The organism is Mesorhizobium sp. M0166 (assembly GCF_040322255.1).
GTDB lineage: Bacteria > Pseudomonadota > Alphaproteobacteria > Rhizobiales > Rhizobiaceae > Mesorhizobium.
In genome coordinates, this window is sequence record NZ_JAMYTD010000019.1 from 38928 (window position 1) to 58000 (window position 19073).

17 protein-coding genes are annotated in these 19073 nt (G+C 62.4%); 3 read left to right on the forward strand and 14 right to left on the reverse strand.

Features of this window, described 5'->3' with window-relative positions; all coding sequences use genetic code 11:
* Nucleotides 1-41: 41 nt before the first annotated feature.
* From NKJ46_RS20590 to NKJ46_RS20625, 8 genes are all read right to left on the reverse strand, one after another.
* Nucleotides 42-3200: an efflux RND transporter permease subunit gene (locus tag NKJ46_RS20590; protein WP_352666979.1), complete on the reverse strand. Its 3159-nt coding sequence runs from the start codon at nucleotides 3198-3200 to the stop codon at nucleotides 42-44.
* The gene (locus NKJ46_RS20595; RefSeq protein WP_352666981.1) at nucleotides 3197-4444 is read right to left on the reverse strand and encodes an efflux RND transporter periplasmic adaptor subunit; all 1248 of its coding nucleotides are present in this window, start codon (nucleotides 4442-4444) and stop codon (nucleotides 3197-3199) included. Before NKJ46_RS20595 ends, NKJ46_RS20590 begins: the two co-directional genes overlap by 4 nt.
* A gap of 168 nt (nucleotides 4445-4612) precedes the next feature.
* On the reverse strand, nucleotides 4613-5209 hold the full coding sequence (locus NKJ46_RS20600; protein ID WP_352483004.1) for a LysE family translocator: 597 nt from the start codon (nucleotides 5207-5209) through the stop codon (nucleotides 4613-4615).
* Nucleotides 5210-5269: 60 nt separating this feature from the next.
* The gene (ilvN, locus tag NKJ46_RS20605; protein ID WP_023676680.1) at nucleotides 5270-5842 is read right to left on the reverse strand and encodes an acetolactate synthase small subunit; all 573 of its coding nucleotides are present in this window, start codon (nucleotides 5840-5842) and stop codon (nucleotides 5270-5272) included.
* 66 nt (nucleotides 5843-5908) lie between these two features.
* The gene (locus NKJ46_RS20610) at nucleotides 5909-7660 is read right to left on the reverse strand and encodes an acetolactate synthase 3 large subunit (RefSeq protein WP_352564512.1); all 1752 of its coding nucleotides are present in this window, start codon (nucleotides 7658-7660) and stop codon (nucleotides 5909-5911) included.
* Between the two features lie 276 nt (nucleotides 7661-7936).
* Entirely contained in the window at nucleotides 7937-8461 is a 525-nt protein-coding gene (locus NKJ46_RS20615) for a GNAT family N-acetyltransferase (RefSeq protein WP_352666983.1), read from the reverse strand.
* 21 nt (nucleotides 8462-8482) lie between these two features.
* Entirely contained in the window at nucleotides 8483-8794 is a 312-nt protein-coding gene (locus NKJ46_RS20620) for a hypothetical protein (protein WP_352666985.1), read from the reverse strand.
* Nucleotide 8795: 1 nt separating this feature from the next.
* Nucleotides 8796-9362: a helix-turn-helix domain-containing protein gene (locus tag NKJ46_RS20625; protein WP_352666988.1), complete on the reverse strand. Its 567-nt coding sequence runs from the start codon at nucleotides 9360-9362 to the stop codon at nucleotides 8796-8798.
* A 153-nt stretch (nucleotides 9363-9515) separates the two neighbouring features.
* On the opposite strand from NKJ46_RS20625, the gene NKJ46_RS20630 reads away from it, so the two are divergent.
* The gene (locus NKJ46_RS20630) at nucleotides 9516-11342 is read left to right on the forward strand and encodes an ATP-binding protein (protein WP_352666991.1); all 1827 of its coding nucleotides are present in this window, start codon (nucleotides 9516-9518) and stop codon (nucleotides 11340-11342) included.
* A gap of 36 nt (nucleotides 11343-11378) precedes the next feature.
* On the opposite strand, the gene NKJ46_RS20635 is transcribed toward NKJ46_RS20630, so the two are convergent.
* The 3 genes from NKJ46_RS20635 to miaA all read right to left on the reverse strand — a co-directional run bounded on the left by NKJ46_RS20635 (nucleotide 11379) and on the right by miaA (nucleotide 13765).
* Nucleotides 11379-11765, reverse strand: coding sequence for an ester cyclase (locus tag NKJ46_RS20635; RefSeq protein WP_352666994.1), 387 nt, complete (start codon nucleotides 11763-11765; stop codon nucleotides 11379-11381).
* 132 nt (nucleotides 11766-11897) lie between these two features.
* Nucleotides 11898-12692 carry a GGDEF domain-containing protein gene (locus NKJ46_RS20640; RefSeq protein ID WP_352666995.1) on the reverse strand — a complete coding sequence of 265 codons (795 nt, stop codon included), beginning with the start codon at nucleotides 12690-12692 and terminating at the stop codon, nucleotides 11898-11900.
* Nucleotides 12693-12796: 104 nt separating this feature from the next.
* Nucleotides 12797-13765 carry a tRNA (adenosine(37)-N6)-dimethylallyltransferase MiaA gene (gene miaA, locus NKJ46_RS20645; protein ID WP_352667139.1) on the reverse strand — a complete coding sequence of 323 codons (969 nt, stop codon included), beginning with the start codon at nucleotides 13763-13765 and terminating at the stop codon, nucleotides 12797-12799.
* Between miaA and serB the strand changes: the two genes are divergently transcribed.
* Both serB and NKJ46_RS20655 read left to right on the forward strand, forming a co-directional pair.
* Complete coding sequence (gene serB / locus NKJ46_RS20650; RefSeq protein ID WP_352666997.1) at nucleotides 13755-14642, forward strand: phosphoserine phosphatase SerB; 888 nt, start codon at nucleotides 13755-13757, stop codon at nucleotides 14640-14642. The two genes, miaA and serB, sit on opposite strands and share 11 nt — an antisense overlap.
* Nucleotides 14639-15211 carry a GNAT family N-acetyltransferase gene (locus NKJ46_RS20655; RefSeq protein ID WP_352667000.1) on the forward strand — a complete coding sequence of 191 codons (573 nt, stop codon included), beginning with the start codon at nucleotides 14639-14641 and terminating at the stop codon, nucleotides 15209-15211. Before serB ends, NKJ46_RS20655 begins: the two co-directional genes overlap by 4 nt.
* Before the next feature lie 47 nt (nucleotides 15212-15258).
* On the opposite strand, the gene NKJ46_RS20660 is transcribed toward NKJ46_RS20655, so the two are convergent.
* The 3 genes from NKJ46_RS20660 to hflK all read right to left on the reverse strand — a co-directional run bounded on the left by NKJ46_RS20660 (nucleotide 15259) and on the right by hflK (nucleotide 18963).
* Nucleotides 15259-16776, reverse strand: coding sequence for a DegQ family serine endoprotease (locus NKJ46_RS20660; protein ID WP_352667002.1), 1518 nt, complete (start codon nucleotides 16774-16776; stop codon nucleotides 15259-15261).
* A gap of 142 nt (nucleotides 16777-16918) precedes the next feature.
* Nucleotides 16919-17869, reverse strand: a complete 951-nt coding sequence (hflC, locus tag NKJ46_RS20665) for a protease modulator HflC (RefSeq protein ID WP_352667004.1) — start codon at nucleotides 17867-17869, stop codon at nucleotides 16919-16921.
* Entirely contained in the window at nucleotides 17869-18963 is a 1095-nt protein-coding gene (gene hflK, locus NKJ46_RS20670; RefSeq protein WP_352490306.1) for an FtsH protease activity modulator HflK, read from the reverse strand. Before hflK ends, hflC begins: the two co-directional genes overlap by 1 nt.
* Between the last annotated feature and the right edge of the window lie 110 nt (nucleotides 18964-19073).

The window sequence follows — 19073 nt, forward strand, 5'->3', positions numbered from 1 at the left end:
TCGCGGCCCCCCGGCCGCAAGCACCACGGCTTAGGCCAGCGCTATTCCGCTGCCGCCTTCTGCGGCACCGGTTCTTCCTCCTCGTCGAACAGTGACGGCTGGTCGACCGCTTCGACCGGGCTCGGCTCGCCCCGGCGCCCCGCCCACAGCCTGACCAGCCAGCCGGAAAAATGCTCCATGTAGACGTAGATGACGGGCGTGACGAACAGCGTCAGTGCCTGCGAGGCGACAAGACCGCCGACCACCGCCACGCCGAGAGGCTGGCGCAATTCCGCGCTGGCGCCGGTGCCGAGCGCGATCGGGATGGTACCCATCAGCGCGGCAAGCGTGGTCATCATGATCGGCCGGAAGCGCATCAGGCAGGCCTTGTGGATGGATTCGACAGGCGACATCCCCTCGCGCCTAAGCTCGAGCGCCACGTCGATCATCATGATGCCGTTCTTCTTGACGATGCCGATCAGCATCAGGATGCCGATCACAGCGATCACCGACAAATCCATCCCCGCGAGCCGCAGTGCCACCAGCGCGCCAAGCACCGCCGACGGAAGCCCGGTCAGGATGGTGAGCGGGTGGATGAAGCTCTCATAGAGCATGCCGAGCACGATATAGATGGTCAGGATCGCGCCACCGATCAGCAGTCCCTGGTTGGAAAGCGAATCCTGGAAGGTCTTCGCCGTGCCCGAGAAAGTGGTCGAGATCGTCGGCGGCATGCCGATCTTTTCCTTCAGCGCATTGATGTGGCTCACGCTGTCGCCGAGGGCCACGCCTTGCGGCAGATTGTAGGAGATGGTCACTGCCGGAAGCTGACCGAGCTGATTCACGGTCAGGGTACCGGCGGTCCGATCGACACGCGCGAAGGCGCCAAGCGGCACCAGGCTGCCGCTCGCCGTTCTCACCTTGATCGCCAGCATCCGTTCGGGCGACCACTCGATCTTCGGGTCGAGCTCCATGACCACTTTATAGCTGTCGGCCGAACCGAAGATGGTCGACACCTGCTGGGTGCCGAAACCGCCATAGAGGCTGGAACGCAACGTGTCGGTATCGACGCCAAGCGTCGATGCCTTGTCGCGGTCGATCACCAGCGTCGCCTGCAACGCGTTGTTCTGCAGGTCATTGGTGACGTCGGTGAAGGCGCCATGATCGGCGGCCATCGCGTCCGTCAGCCTTTGCGCCCAGACGTTCGTCAGGCCGGTATCGAGGCCCTGCACGGCAAGCTGATAGGCACTCGCCGAAGCGCGCGCGCCGAGCCGCAGGTTCTGCACCGGCTGCATATAGGTTTCGATACCGGGCACATTGGCAAGCTGGCGCCGCAGATCCGAAAGCACCTTGTCGATGTTCGGTCGCTGGTCCTTGTCCTTCAGCTGCACAAACAGCTGGCCCTGGTTGAGCGCATTGTTTCCACTGCCCGCCGACCAGCCGACATGGGCGACGTAGGGCGAATGGGTGAAGACATCCGCCACTTGGCCCTGAAGCTTCACCATGGCGTCGAACGAAATATCCTGGCGCGCGATGGTCGTCACCGAGACCTGGCCGATATCCTCCTGCGGGAAAAAGCCCTTCGGCGAGATCTGGATCAGCCACACCGACAGCCCGGCGGTTACCAGGAAGACAAGGAAAACCAGGAAATTGTGGCGCAGGCAGAATGTCAGCAGCCGGTCATAGCCCCGCATGAAGACGTTTTGCCTATGGCCTTCACCGTGCGCTGCTTCCCGCTCGCCCTTCGATAATGACAACAGCCGCGAGCACAGCATCGGCGTCAACGTCAACGAGACAAACATCGACGCCAGGATGGCGACCGTCACCACCACTGCGAATTCGTTGAAGATGCGCCCGATCACGCCGCCCATCAAAAGCACCGGAATGAACACGGCGACCAGCGAGATCGAGATCGAGATGATTGTGAAGCCGATTTCGCGGGCGCCCTTGAGCGAAGCCTCGAGGGCCGAGACTCCGTCCTCCTCCATATGGCGGAAAATATTTTCCAGCATGACGATGGCATCGTCGACGACAAGGCCGACCGCCAGTGTCAGCCCCATCAATGAGACGTTGTCGATGGAAAAGCCGAACAGGTACATCACGCCCAGCGTGGCGATGAGCGAAATCGGCACCGCCACGGCGGGGATGACCGTCGCCGTTACCCGGCGCAGGAACAGGAAGATCACCATCACCACCAGCGCGATGGTGAGCAGCAGCGTGAACTGCACGTCGTCGACCGCCTCGCGGATCGACGTCGAGCGGTCATTGAGCAACTGGATGCTCGCCGCCGCAGGCATCTGACCCTCGAAGGAAGGCAGCATCGCCTTGACGCGGTCGACGACATCGACGGTGTTTGCATCCGGCTGGCGCTGCACGGCCATGATGATGGCGCGGGTACCGTCGTACCAGCTTGCGGTAGTCGTGGTCTCGACCGAATCGATGACGCGGGTCACCTCGCCGAGCCGCACTGGATGGCCGTTCTTGGTGGCGATGATGATGTTGGAGAACCCCGCCGCATTGGTGAGCTGCGTGTTCGCGGTAATGGTTAGTTGCTGTTTGTTGTTCTTGAGCACGCCGAGCGGCGTGTTGCTGTTGGCCGAGGCAATGGCCGTCTGCAGTTGGTCGATCGAGATGCCGCGAGCGGCGAGCGCCGTCGGATCGATCTGGACGCGCACGGCATATTTCTGCTGGCCGTAGATCGAAACCTGCGCAACGCCGTCGATCGTCGACAGCGACGGCGAGATCACATTCTCGGCAAATGCGTCTAAATCGGTCAGCGGAATGGTGTCGCTGACCAGCGACATCAGCAGGATTGGCGCGTCGGCTGGATTGACCTTGCGATAGCTCGGCGGGCTGGTCATCTCCGGCGGCAATTGTCGTTGTGTGCGTGCGATCGCTGCCTGCACGTCGGCGGCGGCCGCATCGATGTCGCGGTTGAGCACGAACTGAATGGCGATCGAGGTCGAGCCGAGCGAGTTGGTCGTCGAGATCGAATCGATGCCGGCGATAGTGGCAAACTGCTTGATCAGCGGCGTTGCCACCGAGGTCGCCATGGTTTCCGGCGAGGCCCCAGGCAGCGAGGCCGAGACGTTGACAACCGGGAATTCCGCGCTTGGCAGCGCCGCGACCGGCAGGAATTTGTAAGCAAATAGCCCGCCCAGAACCAGGGCGAACGACATGAGCAGCGTGGCGACGGGCCTGCGGATGCAGAATTCGGAAATCATGGCTGTGTTCCGCCCGTCCGGTCAGCCTCGGCAACCTTCGGAGCCGCCTGATCGCCGGTGCCGGTGGAAGCCTTGCCTTCGCGCACTGCCGCGCCGTTCTTCAGTTTGGTCTGACCCTCGACGACGACACGCTCGCCGCTTTTCAAACCCTGACTAATCGCGGTGTTGGCACCTTCCGTCAGCGCGACCTGCACCGGCCGCATTTCAACGGTGTTGTCCGGCTTGATCACATAGACGAACGGGCCCTTCTGGCTGGGCTGGACGGCAACCGTCGGAACCGACGTCATTTGCGGCATGATGCCGGCCTCGAGCACGACGTTGACATATTGGCCCGGCCACAGCGAAAGATCGGCGTTGGGCACGCTGGCCCGCGTTGCGATCGTGCCGGACGCCGTGTCCACGCTGGAATCGACGAAATCCAGCGTTCCCTCGCCGATCGGCTTCGGGTCGCCGTCCTTGGTCAGCGTTACCGCACCTTGCTGGGGCGCCGCCAGCGCCTTGTGCAGCAAGGCAAGATCGCTTTCCGGGAGATTGAAGTTCACCTGCAGCGGGTCGACCTGCGTGATCGTCACCAGTGGAGTCGACGTGCTGCTGCCGTTGCTGGTGGTGACGAGATCGCCGACCGCGACGCTGACTGCGCCAAGCCTGCCGGAGATCGGCGCCCTGATCGTGGCGAAGCCAAGCTGGATTTGGTCCGCATCGATCGTCGCCTTGTCGGCGTCGACGGTGGCCGCGGCGGATTTCTGCGCCGCGACGGCCTGATCATAGGTCTGCTGTGTTCCGGCCTGCCTGGCGACGAGATTTTTGGCGCGCTGAAGATCGGCCGTTGCGCTGGCAAGCAGCGCCTGGTCTTTCGCGAGCGTCGCCTGATCGCGTGCCAGTTGCGCCTTCAACGAGCGATCGTCCAGCGAGAACAGAAGGTCGCCAGCCTTCACCATCTGTCCGTCCTTGACCGCGATTGCGACGATCTGACTCGATATCCGCGCGTTGATGCTGACCACGGCAGGAGAGGACACAAAGCCGATGGCATAGCGCCGGACCGGGAAATCGGCTGTCGTAGCGGTGGCGGCAACCACCGAAGTCGAACGCGCGGCATTTGCCGCTGCAGCGGGCTTGTCCGCCGCCGCCGTCTGCTTCGCCGACAGCATCTGCTGAAGACCGCTCATCACGCTGGGCGAAAGATAGAGCCACGTCGCGGCAACGCAGGCTGCAGCGATCACCGCAAATACGATCTTTCCGCGCATCGACAAAAGGCCTCTCGATCCGACACGCCGTTCTCCGGTGGCGGTAGTCTAGCTCAACTCGCAGCCTCTTGCCGCGCTTTTGCCAGATAATAGAGGATGCCGAAGGCGAAAAAGGGCCAAAACCCGTCATTACGAAGATTTAATGTGCAGTGCACAATAAAACGGCAGCTAACGCAGCATCGGCCACAGCGTCGCCGCCAGCATCACGCCCATGGCGATGTTGAACCATTTGAGCCGCACCGCATCCGCCAGAAAACCGCGCAGCGCCATGCCGAAACCGGCCCAGGTCGAAATGCTCGGCAGCATGACGACGGCGAACGCGGCCGCGATCAGCACCACGGACACAAACGGGCGTTCCGGATTGGTATAGACGGCCATGGCTGTAATCGCCATCACCCAGGCCTTGGGATTGACCCACTGGAAAGCCGCAGCCTCGATGAAGCGCATCGGCTGGCCCTTCGCCTCGCCTTCGCCGCCGAGCGAGCGCGACATGGCGATCTTCCAGGCGAGATAAAGCAGGTAGAGGCCGCCGGCGATCTTCAACCCGGTGTGCAGCACCGGAAAGGCCGTCAACACGGCGCCAAGCCCGAAGCCTACCGCTAGCAACAGCACGAGGAAGCCGAAGCCGATGCCGAGCATGTGTGGTACGGTCTTGACCAAGCCGAAATTCACGCCCGATGCCAGAAGCATGAAGTTGTTCGGACCCGGCGTGATCGAGGTCACGAAGGCATAGACCAGCAGGGCGAAGAATGCGTCGAATGTCATGCCGTTCCCCTAATCAATGCGATCGGTGGCGAAGCGACGAGATAGAGCCAAGCTGGATGACTACATCCCTTGCGGGCCGCGGTTCATCGCCGCCACCCCGGTACGGCAGATCTCGACGAGCCCGAGCGGTTTCATGATGGCGATGAACTGATCGAGCTTGGAGCCCTTGCCGGTGATCTCGAAGATGAAATGCTCGGTATTGGCATCGATGACGCTGGCGCGGAATGCATCGGCGAGCCGGAGCGCCTCGACGCGGGCTTCACCGGTGCCGGCGACCTTGACCAGCGCGAGTTCCCGCTCCAGTGGCCGCTCCTGTCCGAATTCCTGCGACCGCACGGTGAGATCGACGACGCGGTGCACCGGCACGATGCGCTCGAGCTGGTGCTTGATCTGCTCCAGCACGTGCGGCGTGCCGCGCGTCACGATGGTGATGCGCGACAGGTGCTTTTCGTGCTCTGTTTCCGAGACCGTCAGGCTCTCGATGTTGTAGCCACGTCCGGAAAACAGGCCGATGACCCGCGCAAGCACGCCCGGCTCGTTGTCGACGAGGACCGAAAGCGTGTGGTTCTCTGGTTTTTCCGTCTCCTTGGCGATGAAATAGGCCGAGCCGGTCGGTTGCAACTGTGCGTTCATGACATGAATCTCGATTTCAATCTTTTGCGCTAATTCGCTGTTTTCGCACAGCTTCCTTGAACCAGGCTACACCAGTTCCCTGCCCTTGGCGTCGATCGCGTTGGCCACAGCTTCGTCCGTCGCCTCGTCAGGCAACAGCATCTCGTTATGCGCCTTGCCCGACGGGATCATAGGGAAGCAGTTGGCGAGCGTCGCCACGCGGCAGTCGAACAGGACGGGCTTCTTGACCGCGATCATCTCCTTGATGGCGTCGTCGAGCTCGTCCGGCTTGTCGCAGCGAATGCCGTGGCCGCCATAGGCTTCGGCGAGCTTGACGAAATCCGGCATCGCCTCGGTGTAGGAATGCGACAACCGGTTGCCGTGCAGCAGCTGCTGCCACTGCCGCACCATGCCCATATACTGGTTGTTGAGGATGAAGATCTTGATCGGCGCCTCGTGCTGCACTGCCGCGCTCATCTCCTGCATCGTCATCTGCACCGAAGCGTCGCCAGCGATATCGATGACCAGCGCATCCGGGTGCGCGATCTGCACGCCGAGCGCGGCCGGCAGGCCGTAGCCCATCGTGCCCAGTCCGCCAGAGGTCATCCAGCGGTTCGGCTTCTCGAAGTGATAGTGCTGTGCCGCCCACATCTGATGCTGGCCGACCTCGGTGGTGATGTAAGTGTCGAGGTCCTTGGTCAGCGCATAGAGCCGCTGGACGGCATATTGCGGCATGATCACCTCGTGGTTCATCTTGTAGGCGAGCGAATCCCGGGCGCGCCATTTGGCAATCTGCTCCCACCACGGGTGAAGCGCTTTCTTGTCGGCCTTGGCGGTTGCCCGCCACAGCCGCACCAGATCCTCCAGCACACGCCCGACATCGCCGATGATCGGCACGTCGGTGTGGACGTTCTTGTTGATCGACGACGGGTCGATGTCGATGTGGATCTTCTTCGAATTCGGCGAAAACGCCGTCAGCCGCCCGGTGATGCGGTCGTCGAAGCGCGCGCCGATGCAGAGCATGACGTCGCAATCGTGCATCGCCATGTTCGCTTCATACGTGCCGTGCATGCCCAGCATGCCCATCCAGTTCTTGCCCGACGCCGGATAGGCGCCGAGGCCCATCAGCGTCGAGGTGATGGGAAAGCCGGTGAGGTCGACCAGCTCGCGCAGCAGATGGCTCGCCTCCGGGCCGGAATTGATGACGCCGCCGCCCGAATAGATGATCGGCTTCCTGGCGCCGGCCATCAACTCGACCGCCGCCTTGATCTTTTCCAGGTCGCCCTGGACCTTCGGCTGGTAGCTGGTGCGCGGCGCCGTCTGCGGTGGGACATAGATACCCCTGGCGAACTGAACGTCCTTCGGGATGTCGACGACGACCGGACCGGGGCGACCCGTCGTTGCCACATGGAAGGCCTCGTGGATCGTTGCCGCGAGCTCGTTGACGTCTTTCACCAGCCAGTTGTGCTTGGTGCAGGGCCGCGTGATGCCGACCGTGTCGCACTCCTGGAACGCATCCGAGCCGATCAGCGAAGTCGGCACCTGGCCGGTCAGGCAGACCAGCGGGATCGAGTCCATCAGCGCGTCCTGCAATGGCGTCACCGCATTGGTGGCGCCCGGCCCGGAGGTCACCAGCATGACGCCGGCCTTGCCGGTCGAGCGCGCGTAGCCTTCCGCCGCGTGGCCCGCGCCCTGCTCGTGGCGAACGAGGATGTGCTCGACCTCGTCCTGCTGGAAGATTTCATCGTAGATTGGCAGAACCGCGCCGCCCGGATAGCCGAAAACATGCTTGACGCCATTGTCCTTCAGCGCCTGCACCACCATTTCGGCGCCTGTCATTTCAGTTTTTGGCATTTCGCCCCGCTCATTCTGTCCACTGCTCATCGGTCTGGTCCCATACTGTTCGCCGTCGGGCGATTGCTGGTCGTTTAGTCGTATTTCGGGCAATAAAAAAGGCCCCCGAGGGAGCCTGTGTCTTGCGCATGGGAGGTCACCGCCCGGCGGTTACACCGCCTTGCCCACGCGCTTTCCTACGAGAATGAGTGCCTTTTTCATGGTGGCGGACAATAGAATTGGTTTGACGCCGCTGTCAACGGCGAATGTGCACGGGCCGGATCAGGCTGCACCAATGCGTTTCCAATAGATGAGGGTGGCTGTGAGCCCCCCATGCGGCTTCAGCGCATAATCCGGTATTTCGCCGGCCAGCGTGAAGCCGAGCTTTTCATAGAGGCCGGAAGCCCCCTCCTCTTTTGCCGTGTCGAGGATCAACAGGGTGCGGCCTTTCTCCATGGCAACGACTTCCGCCGCCTCCATCAGGCGGGTTGCTATGCCCTTGCCGCGGTAATCGAGGCGGGTCATCAGCTTGGCGATCTCGGCCCGGTGCGGCTGGTTGGGAGGGCAGGCGAGCAGCAAGGTGACGGTGCCGACCAGCGCCTCGCCGTTCCAGGCTCCAAGCACCGCCCTTTCGCCTCTGGCGGCCGCTTGAAGCGACTTGTTCCAGAAGGCCGCGGCCGTCTCCGGCGCCAGCAGATGCATGAAGCTGACCGAGCCGCCGGCAGCGACTGTACCGATCAGCAGATCCGCCAGCATTTTTTGCGTCCCGTCAGTACCGGTGAGTGGCCTGATTTCGATCGAACTCATGTGGTTCCCCTGCGCCGTCTATCACTCGAAATGACTGGTCCGCTTCCGCTTCCTGGCCCGGCGGATTTCCGCGATGCGATCGGCGTCTTCCTCTTGCAGATGTCGCCCGCGTTCCAGCAGTTCGAGCGTGTATTCCTCATAGGTCAGGCCCAGCCGCTCGGCCTTGTCCAGCCGCATCAGCATGACCTCGCGGCTCGGCACTTTCCATGCCTGGGCATAGGCGGTCCGCCAGGCAAGAAAGACATAGGGATCGCCCTTGCCCCAGGGCGGACCGTTATAGTCGTCGAGCGGCGGACCGCCATTGTCGGAGCGTTTCGGACGACGCGCCTTCACCTCAGCTCCTGGCCAACGCAACCAGATAGTCGGCGGCGTCCGGGCCCGGAGCGTGAAAGACGCAATCGGATGGCGCGCCGAGCGCCAGGCAGTCGCCGGGTTCGAGCCTGTGAACGATTTCGCCCTCGGTGAATTCCAGCCGCCCGGAGATCATCCAGATCTGTTGCCTGATGAAGGCATAGGACGCCGCCGGGAAACTTACCTTGGCGCCCGCCGGCAGTTGGACTCGGATCAGTTCGAGCGGCATGTCCGAAACCGGCGAAAGGTGCCGCCGCACATAACCGGTAGCCGGATCGCTCCAGACCGGCTGGTCACGTTCGCGAAGCAGGCCACCGCCTTGCAATTCCGCCCTTGCTATCAAAGTGGAGAGCGTCATGCCGAAGGCGGCCGCAATGCGCACGAGGAGTGCCGCCGTCGGGCTGGTCATGCCGCGCTCTATCGTGCTCAGCATGGCTTTCGAGACATCGGACCGCTCCGCCAATTCAGCCAGGGACCAGCTGCGAACCACCCTTTCGGCATGTATTCTTCTGCCGATGGACGAAGATATATCGTTCGCTATATCATCCATTAATCCGATATATCGAAAATTCTTCTACGAAGCAACGACCGTTTCGTCCAGTTTTCGCAAACTCCTTAATGTCCGCTAAACCATCCCGCCTCATCCCACCTTAACCCCGTTCGCCTAGGCTCATCGCTTGGGAAAAGGGGACCCGGCCTGTCCATGCTCGTTGAACGCGAAGCCTCCATTGGAGAACCGACTTTGCTGGAGCGCCGCAGGGCGGAGCAGAACGACAAGCGGATTCTGGGCAATGTCGTGCAATGCGATGGCGCGCGCGCCACCATCAGCGCCTATGCCGACGATATCGAAGGCACGGTCACCGGCCTGTGGAGCGTCGGCAAGATGATCTCGATCAATCTCGGCACATCACGAACCGTCGGCCTCGTCTACGAAATCGGCAAGTCGGATCGTGCCTGGAGCAGCGAGGGCCAGAATCCGATCGAGGTCAGCATCGAATTGATCGGCGAGGTGCGCGACGGTGCCGAACCCGGCGCGAAGCCGGTCTTCGACCGTGGCATCACGACCTATCCGCATATCGGCGCCATTGCCCATCGAATCCGCAGCCGCGACCTGCAGGCCGTCTACGATCTCGCCGGTCGTCATTCGATCACCATCGGCACGCTGTCGCAGGACGAGGCCATCGACGCCAATATCGCCATCGACGATACGCTGGCGCGCCATTTCGCCATTGTCGGCACCACCGGGGTCGGCAAATCGACCGCCGTGTCGCTGCTCTTGCGCAAGTCTATCGCCGCCCGGCCCGACCTGCGCGTGCTAATCCTCGATCCACACAACGAGTTCGCCGCGTCGTTGCCCGAATATTGCGTCAGGGTCGATTCGACGACGCTCGACCTGCCCTTCTGGATGTTCAAGCTCGAAGAATTTGCCGAAGTGCTGTTTCGCGGCCGCGAGACGGTCCCGGAAGAGGTCGACGCCTTGCGCGATCTTATTCCCGCGGCCAAGAACCTCTACCGCAATCCTAACTCCGGCAACTTTCTACGGCGCAGCACCGATGCGCTGACCGCCGACGCGCCGGTGCCCTATCGCATTGCCGACCTCATCAAGCTGGTCGACGAGCGCATGGGATTGCTGGAAAGCAAGAACGATCGCCCGACCCTCAGGTCACTGAAGACACGCATCGAATTGGCGGCATCCGATCCGCGCTACCGTTTCATGTTCAACTCGCGCCTGATCGAAGACACCATCCACGAGACGATCGGCAACATTTTCCGCGTGCCGCATCACGGCCGCCCGGTGACCTGCTTCGAAATGGCCGGCATGCCGTCCGAGGTGGTCAATTCCGTTTGCTCGGTGCTGGCGCGGCTGGCCTTCGACCTGGCATTGTGGAGCGAAGGCCGCCTGCGGCTGCTCTTCCTGTGCGAGGAAGCGCATCGCTACATGCCCGCCGATCCGCGCCTCGGTTTCGCGCCGACACGGCACGCGCTGTCGCGCATCGCCAAGGAAGGCCGCAAATATGGCTGTTATCTCGGCGTCGTCACCCAGCGCCCGGGCGAACTCGACCCGACCATCCTGTCGCAGTGCTCGACGTTTTTTGCCATGCGGCTCGCCAACGAGCAGGACCAGGCGATCATCCGCTCGGCGATCGCCGATTCCTCGGCTTCGACGCTGGCGTTCCTGTCTTCCATGGGCCAGCGCGAGGCCATCGCCTTCGGGGAAGGCGTGGCGACGACGATGCGGATGAAGTTCGAAAAGCTCTCCGAGGATTTGATCCCCGGCACGGCCAAGCGCGAGAATGCCTTGCCGTCCGAAACCGGCGACGAGGTCGACCTCGTGGCGATCGTCGAACGGCTGCGCAACGTGCCGAAATCACAGCAGGCAATGCCTTTCGCGGAAGTCGTCGATCCGGGCCGGCAGGCCGGCGATTCGGACTACCGCAAACCGTCGGCCGCACGCACCCAGCGGAACGACGATTTCGACTTGCGCTACGGCCTCAAGCCGGCGACCTTCGGGCTGCGTCCCCCAGAATGATTGAGCCGAGCGACTTTTAGGCAGCGCTCGCAGATATCACAGCTGAGCTTCGATGGCTGTCTTGTCTATAATTGACCACACCTGGCGAATTTTCCCTCTCTGAAACTCATAGAATACGTTCTCGGCAAACGAAATTCTCTTCCCGCTTACATCGAGCCCAAGGAACGTTCCCCTTGGCGCGCAGTCGAAGCTTAGCCGGCTCGCTATATAAGGCGGATCGGCAACCAATAGCTGAATGTCGAAGTAAAGGTCCGGAATTTCGTCGAAGTCTCTCACCAACATTTCGAGATAGCCGGACAATCCGAGCTTGCGACCGTTGTGAGTCACCTCATCATGAACAAACCGCCCCAGATTTGGCCAATCCTGCTTGTTTAGACATGCAATATAGCCCCGGTAAAGATCGGAGAGGTCGGATTTAGTCACGGCAACACCTCTATTTCCGGCAAGCTCCGCAAAGGCAGCATCTCAGCTTGACTGGGTGACGTCGGTCTGCGTGCATCGGAAACGCAGAAAACGATACCAGACGGCCAGCATCACGAATTCAATGACGGAATTTCAGGCGCAGACGCGGTTGCGACCTTGCCTCTTCGCCTCATAGAGCTGGCGATCGGCGCGGCGATAGAACTCCTCGGCGGTTTCCTTGCGATCCCAGACGGCAAGCCCGACGCTGGTGGTGATTTTCAGTCGGACATTGCCTGTCAGCACCGACATGTTGGCGATCGCCTTGCGGATGCGCTCGGCGAATTTGGATAGCAGCTCGGCGTCCATATTGGGCGTGACCACCGCGAACTCCTCGCCGCCCAGGCGCGCCACCACGTCGTGATAACGTGTCATGTCCTTGAGACAGTTGGCGACGGCCCGCAACACCTCGTCGCCGACATCGTGGCCGTGGCTGTCGTTGACCTGCTTGAAATGGTCGAGGTCGAGGATCATCAGCCCTACTGGTTTCTCGATGCGACGGAACTCTTCGAGATATTCCTTCAGCGCATCGTCGAAGTAGCGCCGGTTCTGCATGCCCGTGAGGCTGTCGGTGAGCGCCGCATGCTCCAGCGTCTCCGAACGCGCGCTGAGCGAAACGGTCATGGCGCGCAGCTTGCCTTCTTCCGTCGCCTGCTTTCGGATCAGCGGGTAGATGAAGAAAATGCCGAAGAACAGCGCAGTCGTTAGCAGCACGCCGGTCGCAAACAGCAGCTTGTTGAGATAGATGATTTCATCGAGTTCCGAAGGCGTATTGCTAATGTCGGCGGCCAAGGTTTGCAGGAGCCCATAGGCGTAAAGCGTCACCAGGCCGGCGGCCAGGATCACAAAAATAAATACGAAAAAGGCTGATTCCGCCTTGTGGAAACGCATCTGCTCCCCGTTGGAAAGTTCCTATCGATCTTATGGCATGCGCGAACTTACGGACAGTTAACCTGGACAACTTCAACGCGAAATGTCCCCTCGGCGTCGACTTTTCAGGTTGCGCTCGAAGGAGGGGGTGAGAGCATCGAGTCGATCCCCTTACCAGGACGCAATCTCCGCCATTCCGGGCCTAATTGGTGCCTGAACCAGGTCGCCTGCCGTTTGGCATATTGCCGCGTGGCGATTTTCGCACGCTCGATGGCCTCGGGAAAACTGATGGCGCCGGCCAGCGCGGCCTGAAGCTCGCGAACACCGATTGCTTTCATCGCCGGCAGGTCGGGATCGAGGCCGAGCGCTGAAAGCTGTTTCACCTCGTCCAGTGCCCCCTTGTCCAGCATTCGGTCGAAGCGGGCATCGATCCGCTCCACCAGCGCCGCTCGCTCCGGCTCGATGACGAAAAAGCGCGCGCTGCTCCTGTCGATCAACGGCCGGCCACGCGCGGCCTGCCAGTCCAGGATGGAACGGCCCGACGCGTCGAGCACCTCCAGCGCCCGCACGATGCGCTGGCCATCCGTCGGCTTCAGCATCATGCCGGCCGCAGAATCCTCGCGCAACAGGATGCGGTGCAATCTCACTGCACCCTGTTCCTGGAGCTCGTAGCGCCAGCGATCACGGATCGATTTCGGAATGTCGGGCATCTCCGAGATACCTTCCGTGAGCGCCCGGAAATAAAGCCCGGTGCCGCCGACGAAAATCACTGGCCGCCCCGAAAGCGTGCCGTCGTCGATCAGCTTTATGACATCACGCAACCAAGCGCCGGTGGAATAGGCGGTGGACGGGTCGACGTGTCCATAAAGAAAGTGGGGGACGCGGGCGAGTTCGGCAGGACCAGGCCGTGCCGTCAGCACGTCGAGCACCGAATAGCCTTGCATGGAATCGGTGTTGATGATGACACCGCCATTGCGCTCGGCGAGGTCGAGTGCGAGCGCCGACTTGCCGCTGGCGGTCGGCCCGGCTATCAGGATCGCGTTCTTCACGCGGCCTTCGCCCGCCTGTCCGCTGGAATTTTCGATGCCGCTGATCGCCACGCTTCTATCCCATCCCGCCGGCCGCGCATTGACGTCGACGCTAGCGAATATGGCCTCGCGGTCGGTCGGCGCAAGCGCTGTTCGCTGGCTGGCCGAAGGCATCGCCTGCGAACTCGACTTGCCGGAGACCGCCGACGCTTCCGAAATAACGGCGCGCCTGCAGGCCGCGCTTGCTTCCGAACCGATCGACGTGGCCGTCCAGCCGGCTGAGAACAGGCGCAAGAAGATCCTGATCGCCGATATGGATTCGACGATGATCGACCAGGAGTGCATCGACGAGCTTGCCGACGAGATCGGCGTCAAGGATCGTGTCGCCGCCATTACGGCGCGATCGATGAACGGCGAGATCGCATTCGAGCCGGCCTTGCGCGAGCGCGTGGCGCTGCTCAAGGGTCTCGATGCCGCAATCATCGACCGCATCATCGACAATCGCCTGACGCTGGCCTCCGGCGGCCGCACGCTCGTCCAGACAATGGCGGCCAGCGGCGCCTGGACGGCGCTGATTTCCGGTGGTTTCGACATCTTCACCACCCGCATCGCAGCATTGCTCGGCTTTCACGAAAATCACGCCAACCGCCTGATCGAGCAGGATCGCCGCTTCACCGGTTTGGTCGCCGAACCGATCCTCGGCCGCGCCGCCAAGGCCGAAGCCCTTATCGAGATTTCCGCCCGCCTCGGCCTGACGCCTGCCGATGCCATTGCCGTCGGCGACGGCGCCAACGATCTCGACATGATCCGTCTTGCCGGCATCGGCGTCGCCTTGCATGCCAAGCCGGCCGTGGCAGCCGAGGCAAAGATCCGCATCGACCACGGCGACCTCACCGCCTTGCTTTATCTGCAGGGTTATCGCCGGGAGGAATTTGTCGAATGACGCCGATCCGCACCGAGCGCCTGATCCTGCGCAACTGGGAAGATCGTGACCGCGATCTCTTCCATCGCATCAATTCCGACGAGCGCGTCATGGAATTCTTTCCGTTTCGGCGCGACCGTGCCCAGGCTAACGCCAAGATGGATGAGTTGCGCGCGGCTATCGATCGCGACGGCTTCGGCTTCGCGGCCGCTGAGATCGCAGCCACAGGTGAATGCATCGGCTTCGTCGGCATAACCCGAACCGATCATTTGCCATTCCTGCCGCCCGGCACGATCGAGATCGGCTGGCGGCTGGCACCCGAATTCTGGGGCCGCTTCTATGTCACCGAAGCAGCCGAAGCCTGGCTCACCTATGGCTTTGAAAGACTTTGCCTCGACGAAATCGTGTCCTTCGCAGTCAAGGATAACAGCCGGTCCACTGCCGTCATGGAGCGCCTGGGCATGATCGCCGACCCGGCCTCCGACTTCGACCATCCCGGTGTTCCGGACAGCCACACCGCACTCAGGCGACATGTCTTCTACAGGCTGCCACGCACAGACTGGCAGGCAAGAAAAAAGGCGACCCGCTAGCCGCCCTTTTCCTTTTCAACATCAGAGTGTTGCAGGCGCTTCCGGACTCAATCCATCCGGATTGTCACAAACCTCAGCTCGCCGGTCTTCGACGCCAGCATCAAAAGCGCGTTCTTGCGCCCCTGCTCCTTCAGCGCACCGATCCGGTCCATGACGTCCTTGGGCGTCGCGACCGATTCCTGCGCGATCTCGGTGATCACCTCGCCCGGCTGGATGCCGCGTTCGGCCGCCGCCGAATCCTTGGTGACGTCGGTCACGACGACGCCGGAAACGTCGGCGGCGATGCCGAATTTCGTGCGCGTCTCGTCATTGAGCTCGCCGATCGTCATGCCGAGCACGGAAGCCGTCGAAACCGCAGGTGCCTTGTCGGCATCATCCTGGTCGGTGTTGCCGTTTTCACCGCCGCTGGCGAGCTTTTCGCCGTCTTCGAGCCGGCCGAGCGTCACCTTGACCGTCTGCTCGACTCCTTTGCGCACGATGATCACGTCGACCGCCTTGCCGACCGGGCTTTCCGCCACGACGCGCGGCAGGTCGCGCATTTCATGGATGTCCTTGCCATCGAACTTGATGATGACGTCGCCGGCCTGGATGGTGCCGTTGTCGACCGGCCCACCCTTGATGACGCCGGCGACCAGCGCGCCCTTGGCGGTCGCCATGCCCAGGCTTTCGGCAATGTCGTCGGTCACCGGCTGGATGCGCACGCCGAGCCAGCCGCGCCGCGTCTCGCCGAACTGGCGAAGCTGGTCGACGACGCCTGAGGCAAGCTGCGACGGGATCGAGAAGCCGATGCCGATCGAGCCACCCGACGGCGAGATGATTGCCGTGTTGATGCCGATAACCTCGCCGCTGCTGTTGAACAGCGGTCCACCGGAATTGCCGCGGTTGATCGCGGCATCGGTCTGGATGAAGTCGTCATACGGGCCCGAATTGATGTCGCGATTGCGCGCCGAGACGATGCCGACTGTCACCGTGCCGCCGAGACCGAACGGATTGCCGATCGCCATTACCCAGTCGCCGACACGCATCTTGTTGGAATCGCCAAACTTCACAGCCGTCAGCCTGTGCCCTTTCGGATCGACCTTCAGCACCGCGACGTCGGTCTTGGTGTCGGTGCCGACCAGCGTCGCCTTGAGCGTCACACCGTCGGAGAAATTCACCTCGATGTCGTCGGCATCGGCAATGACGTGGTTGTTGGTCACCACGATGCCCTGCTCGGCGTCGACCACAAAGCCGGAGCCTAGCGACTGCACCTTTTGCCCGCCGCCGCCCTTGTCGCCGCCACGGTTCTTGAAGAAATCGTCGAAGAAGTCCTGGAAGGGTGAGCCTTCCGGGAGCTGCGGCATCGGCACCGCGCCCGGCCCCTCAGTGCCCTTCACCGTCTGCGAAGTCGAGATGTTGACCACCGCGCCGAGCAGGCCGGCGGCGAGATCGGCAACCGAGGGCGGCCCGTCGGCTGCCATCGTCGGCGTCACGAAAGACGGAACGGCAACGGCGCCGACCAGAAGCGCAGCGGCCCCGGCGATGAACGTCCGCCTCGCTGCACGCAGAAGGGTGGTGGATGTCATCGAAAGGCCTCCGGGTGTTCTAAAAAAGCGCTTCGGCAAAACGCCGCGTCGCGTCATGTTGGCAAGAAATAAGGCACGTTTGCGGCTATGGCTACCGCCAGAGGATAAATCCTCCGTTACGCCGGCTTCCCCTGCACCGGCCCTACTGGCCGGTGCCTGGCTGTGCCGCTGGCGCGGGAACGGCCGGCGCTGGCGGTGGTGCTGCAGGCGTTTCCTTGCTGTTCGGATCGCGGAAAAAGCGGAAGAACTCGGAATTCGGCGACAGCACCATCGTCGTTCCGGTGCTGTTCAACGCAGTGCCATAGGCATTCATCGACCGATAGAAATCGAAGAAGGCCGGATCGCGCTGATAGGCCCCGGCAAATGTGGCACTGCGCTGGGCTTCACCTTCACCGCGCAGGATTTCAGACTCTTTCTGCGCTTCCGCGACGATTTCGACCACTTCGCGGTCGGCGCGAGCCCTGATCCGCTGCGCTGCCTCATTGCCTCGCGCCCTCAGCCGCTCGGCTTCGGCGAGACGTTCGGCCTTCATGCGGTCGAAGGTCTGCTGCGAGACTTCGGCCGTGAGATCGGTGCGGCGGATGCGGACATCTTCGATTTGCAGGCCAAGCGAGGTGGCATCGGGCCTCAGCTGATCGCGCACCTCGCGCATCATCACGGCGCGCTCTTCCGAGAGTGCCGCCTCGAAGTCGCGCAGGCCGTAGACGCGGCGCAAGGCGGCGTCGAGACGCGTCCTCAGCCGGGCCTCGGCCAGTTCGATCTGGCCGGAGACCGCGGCGCGGAACACACGCGGATCCGAGATACGATAGGCGATAAAGGCATCGACCTCATAGAACTTGCCACCCGAAACCTGAACGCGGATATTGTCGAGGTCGAAGCGCAGGACCCTGTTTTCGATCAGCTGCACGGTATCGGCATCGAAGAAGGAGAATGGAGCTTTGAAATAGATGCCCGGCTGGTTCTTGACGTCGACGATTTCGCCGAACCTGAGCACCAGCGCCTGCTGGCGCGCATTGACGACGAAGACCGACGAATAGAGCAGGAACAGGATGACCGCGGCGATGACCGCAATGACGGGAAGACGGTTGGCCATCACTGGTTTCCTCCGGTGGCCGGTGCCGGCGCCTTCTGCTGCAATGCCGGCAGCGGCAGGTAGGGAACCACCCCTTGCCCGTTGCCTTGCTCGACAATGACCTTGCTCGAATCCTTCAGCACCCTCTCCATCGTTTCCAGGTAAAGCCGCTTGCGCGTCACTTCCGGCGCCTTGGCATATTCGTCATAGACCGAGATGAAGCGCTGCGCCTCGCCTTCGGCCTCCTGCACGACCCGGTTCTTGTAGGCGGCCGCGTCTTCGCGGATCTGTGCGGCCGCGCCGCGCGCCTGGCCGAGCTTCTGGTTGGAATACTGATTGGCCTGCTCGACGAATTTGTCCTCGTCCTGTTCGGCGCGCTGCACCTCGTCGAACGCGTCTGCCACCTCGCGCGGCGGCGCGGCGTCCTCGATCGAAATGGCGTTGACGTTGAGGCCGGCCTTATAGCCGTCCAGCGTCGTCTGGATGATCTCACGCACCGACGCCGCAATCCCTTGCCGGTCGTCGCGGAAAATGTCCTGCGCCGGGCGCCGGCCGACTGCTTCGCGCATCGCGCTTTCGGCGACCTGCTGCAGCATGCCGTCCGGGTCGGACACGTCGAACAGATAGGCCTTAGGGTCGGAGACCTGATAGGCCACAGAGAACTGCACATTGACGATGTTCTGGTCGCCGGAAAGCATCAGGCCGTTGCCGCTGGAACTGCCGCCGCCGATACTGACAAGCTGCTCGGCGATGTTGGCGGTCTCGACCGTTTCGATGGGCCACCAATGGAAATGCAGGCCAGGCTGCGAGAGCTCCGCCTTCGGCTGGCCGAACCTGAGTTCCACCGCAACTTCGTCGGGCTGCACTGTGTAGACCGCCTTGAACGCCCATAGCACCACCAGCGCCGCAGCTATCAGCCCGAACACGGCCGGGCTCGCGCCACCGCCGCCCGGCAGTGCGCGCCGCAGCCTGTCCTGCCCACGCCGGATTATATCCTCGAGATCGGGAGGCGAGCCCTGCGGGCCGCTGGGTCCCTTGGGTCCCTGTCCCCAAGGTCCCTGATTGTTGCCGCCGCCCCACGGGCCGCCGCCGCCGCTCTTGTCGTTCCAGGGCATGAATGTCCTTTCGCTTGGAATTCCCTCGAGCGCCGGCTCGCCGGCGCAAAATCCAATATTATTCTTCTATAGGGATGCAACGGCACGCTTTCAACGCGATCGGCTGCCGT

Bases quoted from the DNA above. Each gene is read 5' to 3' on its own strand.
- NKJ46_RS20655 (WP_352667000.1), top strand. From the start codon at position 14,639: ATGACGCCGATCCGCACCGAGCGCCTGATCCTGCGCAACTGGGAAGAT.
- hflC (WP_352667004.1), bottom strand. From the start codon at position 17,869: ATGGCCAACCGTCTTCCCGTCATTGCGGTCATCGCCGCGGTCATCCTG.
- NKJ46_RS20630 (WP_352666991.1), top strand. From the start codon at position 9,516: ATGCTCGTTGAACGCGAAGCCTCCATTGGAGAACCGACTTTGCTGGAG.
- NKJ46_RS20595 (WP_352666981.1), bottom strand. From the start codon at position 4,444: ATGCGCGGAAAGATCGTATTTGCGGTGATCGCTGCAGCCTGCGTTGCC.
- serB (WP_352666997.1), top strand. From the start codon at position 13,755: ATGCCGCTGATCGCCACGCTTCTATCCCATCCCGCCGGCCGCGCATTG.
- NKJ46_RS20610 (WP_352564512.1), bottom strand. From the start codon at position 7,660: ATGACAGGCGCCGAAATGGTGGTGCAGGCGCTGAAGGACAATGGCGTC.
- NKJ46_RS20625 (WP_352666988.1), bottom strand. From the start codon at position 9,362: ATGGATGATATAGCGAACGATATATCTTCGTCCATCGGCAGAAGAATA.
- NKJ46_RS20640 (WP_352666995.1), bottom strand. From the start codon at position 12,692: ATGCGTTTCCACAAGGCGGAATCAGCCTTTTTCGTATTTATTTTTGTG.
- ilvN (WP_023676680.1), bottom strand. From the start codon at position 5,842: ATGAACGCACAGTTGCAACCGACCGGCTCGGCCTATTTCATCGCCAAG.
- NKJ46_RS20660 (WP_352667002.1), bottom strand. From the start codon at position 16,776: ATGACATCCACCACCCTTCTGCGTGCAGCGAGGCGGACGTTCATCGCC.
- hflK (WP_352490306.1), bottom strand. From the start codon at position 18,963: ATGCCCTGGAACGACAAGAGCGGCGGCGGCGGCCCGTGGGGCGGCGGC.
- NKJ46_RS20600 (WP_352483004.1), bottom strand. From the start codon at position 5,209: ATGACATTCGACGCATTCTTCGCCCTGCTGGTCTATGCCTTCGTGACC.
- NKJ46_RS20590 (WP_352666979.1), bottom strand. From the start codon at position 3,200: ATGATTTCCGAATTCTGCATCCGCAGGCCCGTCGCCACGCTGCTCATG.
- NKJ46_RS20615 (WP_352666983.1), bottom strand. From the start codon at position 8,461: ATGAGTTCGATCGAAATCAGGCCACTCACCGGTACTGACGGGACGCAA.